Below are 7,075 nucleotides of genomic sequence, written 5' to 3' on the forward strand. Positions count from 1 at the left end.
TGGGGAGCAGTTCGGCACCCGGCGGCAACCGGGTGCCGCTTCCATTTCCGGAGCTTCTCCGGTCGGGCCGAGTCCGGGTGCGGCCGGCAAACCGCACCCGGCGTGCGGTTGTCACTACCGTGCGCTTGCGCCAGCTGTTCTGATAGGACAGTAATTAGGAGTTGAACCCCCGCGGGCGCCGCCCGCCGATCACCACGTTGAAGGACACATGCCTGAGGGCGATTCACCCACCGTCGCACGCCGGCGCGTCCGGCTCGCGCTCCGCGTGGCGCGCGAGCAGGCCGATCTCACCCAGGCGCAGGTCGCCGAGGAGATGGAGTGGTCGCTCTCCAAGGTCATCCGGATCGAGAACGGCGACGTGTCGATCTCGCCGAACGATCTGAAGAGCCTCCTGTCGTACCTCGGCATCAAGGACAGGACGGCCGTGGCCGCCCTGGTGGCGGACGCGCGCATCGCCCGCACCCGGCAGCGCCAGGCCTGGTTCCAGACGCCCGAGTTCCGGGAGAACCTGACCGACGCGACCCGCAAACTGGTCGAGTATGAGCACGAGGCGTCGCGCATCAAGTCGTACGCGATCTACTACGTTCCCGGCCCGCTGCAGACCCCGGACTATGCGAAAGCGCTGATGACCCGGTTCGAGGAGGAGTTGACCCCCGACCAGATCAGCCGCCGCATCGAGGCCCGCAGACTGCGTCGCGAGGCGCTGCTCAGCCGGGCCGAGTCCGGCGAGGTGAGCATCTTCGTGATGGTGGACGAGTCGGTGCTGCGGCGCACCATCGGCGGTCCGACGATCTTCGCGGCCCAGTTGCGCGAGCTGCGGGAGTTGATCGCCAAGGGCACGATCACCGTGCGCATGGTGCCGTTCTCGCTGGACGCCGCGGTCACCAACAACGCCAGCTTCGACCTACTGACCCTCGGCGAGGGTGAGGTCCTCTACCGGGAGACCGGGCTCGGCGACGAGATGCTGGAGGACCGGGACGCCACCGACAAGCACCGCGCGCGGTATGCCCGGGTGTGGGAGGAGGTGGCCGACGAAGCGACCACGCTCGCCTTCATCGACAACCAGATCAGCGTTCTGGAGAATGCCGGCTGAGCCGTCGCCTCCGACGATCCCCGCCGCCAGTCGCTCCAGGGCTGGTCGGTGCGCCCGGCACTGTCAGTACTCGCGGGCTCCGGCCGCCGCGCGGGCGAACGCCGGGGTGTGGCCGTTGGCCAGCTGACCGGCGAACCAGGCCCCGAAGACGGCCAGGCCGAGGGCGAGCACCTCGATCAAGAACAGGCCACCGCCGGCGACCCGGTCGGCCGCCCGGACCCGGACCATCATGATCACGGCGAACGCGACCAGCACCCCGATGTTGATCAGCGTGCGCAACGCCCCCAGCCGGCGGGCCTGTGGACGGCGCAGGAACATCACGTCGACCGCACCGGCCACGGCGACCAGCACGCCGACGACCAGACCCGCGGCAATGTTCCAGTAGGCCAGCGCGCCAAGAATGTTAGGACCGCCGAGCAAATCGGCGAGATCGAACAAAACGGCCATCGCGAACAGGCCCAGCGGGAACATGATCAGCACGGGTTGCACCGTCTGCCCCGCGACACTCAATCGGCTCTCCATCCGGATTCGCCCTTCCTACCTGCGGAAATGCAGGATTGTCGCGGCTTCATCGGTTGGCTTGCCCGGTACTTCGAGTGATGAAACTCCATCGAGGATGCCGAGCGCCACACGCATCATCCGTCGCCGGGTTCTCCGTAATCTGCAACATGGCAGTTAGCCCTGTGGCGGACCGATACGTGGCGTGCTTCACTGAGCGTAGAGCAACAAGGGCGGAGTTGGAGGGAGAGACAAAACAACGGCACCCGGCGGCAAACGGGTGCCGTTGCCTCTCTCTCCAACACTTCGCACTGCCAGACGTTCCATCAGCGACCGTCCCAGTGCAGCACGAGCGAGGCGGGGTTGGCTCTTGGGCCAATGGTGGACCCGGTCTTCTCCACCTCGCAAGGCAACGCGAGAAGGAGTGCGCCATGAGCACACGCGGCCCACGCACCTACTATCTCGGGTCCGACGCCGAGGTCACCGAAGCGCTCTTCACCTGGCACACGTCTCCGGAGTCCGTGAGCTTCGCCGTCGCCGAGCTCCGTCACGTCGGGCTGGTGCAGACACCGGCGCGGACTCGTCCCTACGCTCCCCATCTCGCTGCCGGAGTGCTGCTCTCGGTCGCCGCCGGGTGGACCCTGCTGGCCCATCCGACACTCTACGTGATCGCCTTTTTGACCATCGCCGGTCCGGTCCTCGCCTACTTCTGGCGCGAGCCACGACGCTGGGAACTCCACGCCCAGTACCAGGGTTCCGCCGTCGTCCTCTACTCCTCCGCCGACGTCCGCGTCTTCAACCAGGTCGGCCGGGCGTTGCGACGAGCCATGGAGGACGGTCGCCGTACCCCTTGGGGTTACGGATTGGCTGCGGCCTGACCTGTACGGATGGCATTTTCCTAACGGGTGACACCGGGGAATCGAACCAAAACCCCACCCGCCACGTCTCGTTCTGATAAGACGGTACTAGGATGTCCGCGACCTCGCTGATTGCCAACTCGCATTCAGCGAGGTAGCAAAGTGACTAGGCTCCACGGCAGACTCGGTTCGACCACTTCAACGATGAAGGTCTCATGACTGAGGGTGACACACCCACCGTCGCGCGTCGTCGCGGCCGGTTCGCGTTCCGCGGAGCGCGAGTCCGAGCCGTTCACACGTCGTTCCGGGACACATCGTTGGCCGGCGGCCCGGTCACGGAGATCCGAATCGTCTCGTCCAATCATGGCGTGACAGTCACCAGCAAAACCCGTTCCGGCCCTCCCGCCACTGGCGAGAGGGCGACGCTGTGCCGGGAGACCCGTCTCGGTGACGGAATGAATCAAGACCGAGAAGCCATCGCGAAACATCGCGCGCGTGTCAATGCGGTCTGGCACGAAGCCGCTGACGAAAAAGACATGATCTTCATCCGGCAGCAGCTAGCGGCCCGAGAACACGGAAGCCACAACCGGCCGCCTCGGGTCCATAGACAACCATTGAGCCGGCCCACCGACGGGCCCGGCGAGAATACCGTGGAGAGTCCCCAGATGGAGAACATGAACGCGCCCGCATGGCGGAAGAGCAGCCGCTGCGGCACGTCGACCTGCGTCGAGGTCGCGAAGATCGACGACACCTACCTGATCCGCGACTCCAAGAACCCCGAGGCCGCTGCCCTGTCCTTCACGAAGGCCGAATGGGATGCGTTCGTCGAGGGCGTCAGCGCGGGCGAGTTCCGTTTCTGAAGACTTCTGAGCGGCCCGCTCCGGTTGGAGCGGGTCCGTCAAAAGTACTCACAAATTACATATTTCAATACTAATCCACGTCGCATAGCTCACAATTAGTGAGATAAGCGGCGTGCTTTCTTTTTCACTCATGCCGGTGACCTTCCGTGTCGTTCACCATCACTTACGGTAGAAAACGAACCGTCACGGAGGTGCACAGACATGATCAAAACGACCGGCGAATCAAACTGGCGGCGGAGCAAACGGTGCTCCAGCGGGGCGTGCGTCGAGGTCGCGAGGAACGGCGAGTGGTTCCTGATGCGGGACTCCAAGAATCCCGCGGACACTCCGCTGAACTTCGACCGGGCCGCGTGGGAAGCCTTCCTCACCGGAGTCAAGGCCGACGAATTCAGCAACGCGTGAAACCGGCACCACCGGAGCGCCTGGGAGCCGCGGGCCGAGCGCGGCATACTGCTCTGGTGGACGGCAACCAGCACGCCACCGAAACGGACCGCTTCACCGAGCTGCACGAGGCGGCCGACACCCTGCTGGACGAGCTGACCGGGCGCTACCAGGTGGAGCGCCGGGAAAGCAAAGAGCCGCCCGGGCTCGACGAGGCGCTCGCGCGGACCGTCCGGCTCATCCCCCGCACCCTCGCGGCCGCGCCGCTGGGGATCCGCTTCACCGACACCGGCCTGCAACTGCACTTCGGCCGGTGGTGGAGGGAGAACCTGCCGCTGTGCGGGTGCGACACCTGCGACACGAGGCCTGAACACCTCACCGCGCAACTGCGCTGCCACACGTCCGCGCTCGTCGAAGGCGGACTGTGGGAACGGGTGCGGCGGGGCCTGAACGGGTCGTGGTTCGAGGCCAGACTGATCGGCGCCGACGTGCGGGCCGATCAGGAAGGCCCCCTCTCACCGGCCGGGGCCCGCGAGGCACGGCGGGGCGGATTCGCCGCCCCGGTGCAGTGGGGTCCCTGGCAGGTGCGAGCCTGACCCGTCGGTCGGGCGGCAGCCGGCCGGCCCAGTGCCGGTCGGCTGCCGATTCTCGCCCCGCGGCCTGACCGGATGTGCGGTCGGCCGGCGGCGATTCTCAACCGGCCGCGGGCTGGACCTGCGGCGGGCGGTTACCCAGCAGGCGCAGCGCCGCCTTCACCGTGGGGCGGCCCAGTGCACCGGCCATCGAGAAGTCACCCCGGCAGAAGCCGCTGAACGCGCGCCAGCCCAGGCCGGTGGAGATCGCGGTGTGCACGATCGACGGGTGCCGGGCGAAAACGCCGAGCAGGTGACGGCCGGCAACCATCTCGGGCTGGAGCTCGGCGGCGATCTTCACGTCGTACGCGCCAAGCTCTTGATCCTTGGCCGCGACCTCGCCCGCCCACGACCCGGACCGGATCGCATAGCTGATGCCCTCACGGGTCCACGGCTCCAGCAGGCCCGCGGCGTCGCCGGCGACCAGCACCCGCCCCTTGCGCACCGGTGACGTGGCGGCGCGGCAGCGGGTCAGATGCCCGGAGTCGCGGAGCACCGTGCGATCGGACAGGCCCAGGCGCTCGACGAAATCGCGCAGGTAACGCTTGGTGTCGGCGCCGCGACCCTTCTCCATGATCACGCCGACGGTCAGTTCGTCGTCCTTCGGGAAGAGCCAGCCGTACGACCCCGGGACCGGTCCCCAGTCCAGCAGCACCCGCCCCCGCCAGTGCTCCTGATCTCCCGGCGTGGCCTCCAGCTCGACCTCCAGGCCGAGGTCCTGCTGCTCGAAGACGACGCCGACGTGGCGACTGGTGATGCCGGCCGAACCGTCCGCGCCGATCGCCACCCTCGCGGTCACCGTCGCACCGCTCGCCGGCGTGATCGTGACCCCGTCCTCGTCCTGCGACAGCGCACGGACCTGCGTGTTCGGCCGCACGACGGCGCCGGCCTTCTCCGCCGCGTCGCACCAGGCGTGGTCGAAGTCGTCGCGCCGGACCAGAGACAGCAGCGGCTCCGCTGAGCTCCGGGTGAACTCCCGGCGCCCGTCCAGCGTGAAGGTCAGGCTCGTGATCGTGTCCCGCACCGGCACCGCGGCCAGGCGTTCCGCACTCAGGCGCAGCGAACTGCCGAGCAGGCCACCGCCGCACGTCTTGTAGCGCGGATGCTCGGCCCGCTCCAGCACCACGACCCGCGCGCCCTCCGACGCGGCGGCATGCGCGGCCGCGAGCCCGGCGGGACCCGCCCCGATCACCGCGACGTCCCACTCCGGTTCCACCAGCACGGGCTGAAGTCTAGACACGCCCCCCGGTAGCCTCCTGTCAGTGATCACCAGTACCGACGGCGACCTGCGTGCTACCACCCGTGCGGTCTATCTCGCCTTCATCTTCCTGGGCGTGGCCATGGCCAGCTTCGCCGCCCGGATCCCGCAGATCCGCGACTCGCTCGGGCTCAGCCCGTCGAAGCTGGGGCTGGTCCTGCTGGCCACGGCGGTCGGCTCGATCACCTCGCTGCCGCTGGCCGGGCACATAGTCGGACGATTCGGCTCCCGGCGGACGGTCACCGTGACGGCGCTGGTCCTCGGGGCGGCGATGAGCGCGGTCGGGATCGGCTACCAGTACGGGGTGCTGCCCGTCGTCGTCGGCCTCTACGTCTACGGCTTCGCGACCGGCGCCTGGGACGTGGCGATGAACGTGCAGGGTGCCGTCGTGGAACAGCGGCTCGGACGGGCGATCATGCCGCGGTTCCACGCCGGGTACAGCGTGGGGACCGTGGCCGGGGCACTGATCGGCGCCGGAGCGGTAGCCGTGGGGATCTCGGTCACCGTGCACATGGTGATCATGATCGGGGCGTCGGCGGTGATCGTCGCCTTTGCCGTGCAGAAGTTCGGCCCGGACGAGACCGAGGCTTCCTCTGACGACGAACCCGGCTTCATCCGCTTCTGGCGGGAGCCACGCACCCTGCTGATCGGCGTGTTCGTGCTGGCCTTCGCGTTCACCGAAGGCGCCGGCATCGACTGGATCAACATCGCGCTGATCGACGACTACGGCACCTCGGCGTCGCTCGGCACCCTCGCCTTCGCCGTCTTCCTGGCCGCGATGACCATCGGACGCTGGTACGGCCCCGGCCTGCTCGACCGGCACGGCCGAGTCCCGGTCGTCCGCGCCCTCGCCGTGATCGGTCTCGGCGGGCTGCTGCTCTTCTCGTTCGGCTCCCACCCGGCCGTGGCCTTCACCGGCGCACTGCTCTGGGGCGTCGGCGCCTCACTCGGCTTCCCCGTCGGGATGAGCGCGGCCGCCGACGACCCGGCCAAAGCCGCGCCCCGGGTCAGCGTGGTCGCGTCGATCGGCTACGTCGCGTTCCTCGGCGGGCCGCCGCTGATCGGTTTCCTCGGCGACCACGTGACCGTGAGCCGGGGACTGCTGGCCGTCGGCGTACTGCTGATCCTGTCGATCCTGCTGTCGCCGGCCCTCGCGCCGCTGGCCGCCGGTCGCCGCCAATGAAAAATGCCCAGGTCGCTGACCTGGGCATTTCATGGAGCCGCCTGACGGAATCGAACCGTCGACCTACGCTTACCAAACGCCACAGTCCTGATCTTGTCATTGATCGTCGAAATTCATCGCTGACCTGCACAGGCGCAACCGTCAACCAATCAGTACCTGTCACTGATAGTCGACCTTTGGCAGGGGTTTTCGGGGGGTAAACGGGGGCGTTGACCGTTGCTAGTACGGCAGCCGCCATTCGTGAGGTGACCTCGGGTCCCGCGGGAACGAGGACGGCCACCGCATGATCGTCTGTGCGTTGTGGACACAACAT

General features: G+C 67.8%; 8 protein-coding genes. 6 read left to right on the forward strand and 2 right to left on the reverse strand.

Translation table 11 applies throughout. From position 1 onward, the window contains the following. Positions 1–208 precede the first annotated feature (208 nt). Positions 209–1,093, forward strand: coding sequence for a helix-turn-helix domain-containing protein (locus tag ACH442_RS41790; RefSeq protein ID WP_396343689.1), 885 nt, complete (start codon positions 209–211; stop codon positions 1,091–1,093). A 63-nt stretch (positions 1,094–1,156) separates the two neighbouring features. Here the strand turns inward: ACH442_RS41790 and ACH442_RS41795 are convergent, their stop codons facing one another. Then, positions 1,157–1,615 carry a DUF2231 domain-containing protein gene (locus tag ACH442_RS41795; protein WP_396343690.1) on the reverse strand — a complete coding sequence of 153 codons (459 nt, stop codon included), beginning with the start codon at positions 1,613–1,615 and terminating at the stop codon, positions 1,157–1,159. Positions 1,616–2,022: 407 nt separating this feature from the next. Here ACH442_RS41795 and ACH442_RS41800 point away from each other — a divergent pair, with 407 nt between their 5' ends. From ACH442_RS41800 to ACH442_RS41815, 4 genes are all read left to right on the forward strand, one after another. Beyond that, positions 2,023–2,469, forward strand: coding sequence for a DUF6232 family protein (locus ACH442_RS41800; RefSeq protein WP_396343691.1), 447 nt, complete (start codon positions 2,023–2,025; stop codon positions 2,467–2,469). Between the two features lie 347 nt (positions 2,470–2,816). After that, positions 2,817–3,308 carry a DUF397 domain-containing protein gene (locus ACH442_RS41805; protein ID WP_396343692.1) on the forward strand — a complete coding sequence of 164 codons (492 nt, stop codon included), beginning with the start codon at positions 2,817–2,819 and terminating at the stop codon, positions 3,306–3,308. A 201-nt stretch (positions 3,309–3,509) separates the two neighbouring features. Next, on the forward strand, positions 3,510–3,710 hold the full coding sequence (locus tag ACH442_RS41810; RefSeq protein ID WP_396343693.1) for a DUF397 domain-containing protein: 201 nt from the start codon (positions 3,510–3,512) through the stop codon (positions 3,708–3,710). Positions 3,711–3,766: 56 nt separating this feature from the next. Next, on the forward strand, positions 3,767–4,285 hold the full coding sequence (locus ACH442_RS41815; protein ID WP_396343694.1) for a DUF6226 family protein: 519 nt from the start codon (positions 3,767–3,769) through the stop codon (positions 4,283–4,285). 97 nt (positions 4,286–4,382) lie between these two features. Here the strand turns inward: ACH442_RS41815 and ACH442_RS41820 are convergent, their stop codons facing one another. Further along, a complete protein-coding gene (locus tag ACH442_RS41820; protein ID WP_396343695.1) occupies positions 4,383–5,543 on the reverse strand; it encodes a geranylgeranyl reductase family protein in 1,161 nt (386 codons plus the stop codon). A gap of 40 nt (positions 5,544–5,583) precedes the next feature. On the opposite strand from ACH442_RS41820, the gene ACH442_RS41825 reads away from it, so the two are divergent. Next, complete coding sequence (locus ACH442_RS41825; RefSeq protein WP_396343696.1) at positions 5,584–6,762, forward strand: MFS transporter; 1,179 nt, start codon at positions 5,584–5,586, stop codon at positions 6,760–6,762. Positions 6,763–7,075: the final 313 nt, after the last annotated feature.

Source organism: Actinoplanes sp. NPDC020271 (assembly GCF_044388125.1).
Taxonomy (GTDB): Bacteria; Actinomycetota; Actinomycetes; order Mycobacteriales; family Micromonosporaceae; genus Actinoplanes.

What these genes read in the sequence shown, in the direction of transcription:
- ACH442_RS41790 (WP_396343689.1), top strand. Translation starts at nt 209, where the DNA reads ATGCCTGAGGGCGATTCACCCACCGTCGCACGCCGGCGCGTCCGGCTC.
- ACH442_RS41795 (WP_396343690.1), bottom strand. Translation starts at nt 1,615, where the DNA reads ATGGAGAGCCGATTGAGTGTCGCGGGGCAGACGGTGCAACCCGTGCTG.
- ACH442_RS41800 (WP_396343691.1), top strand. Translation starts at nt 2,023, where the DNA reads ATGAGCACACGCGGCCCACGCACCTACTATCTCGGGTCCGACGCCGAG.
- ACH442_RS41810 (WP_396343693.1), top strand. Translation starts at nt 3,510, where the DNA reads ATGATCAAAACGACCGGCGAATCAAACTGGCGGCGGAGCAAACGGTGC.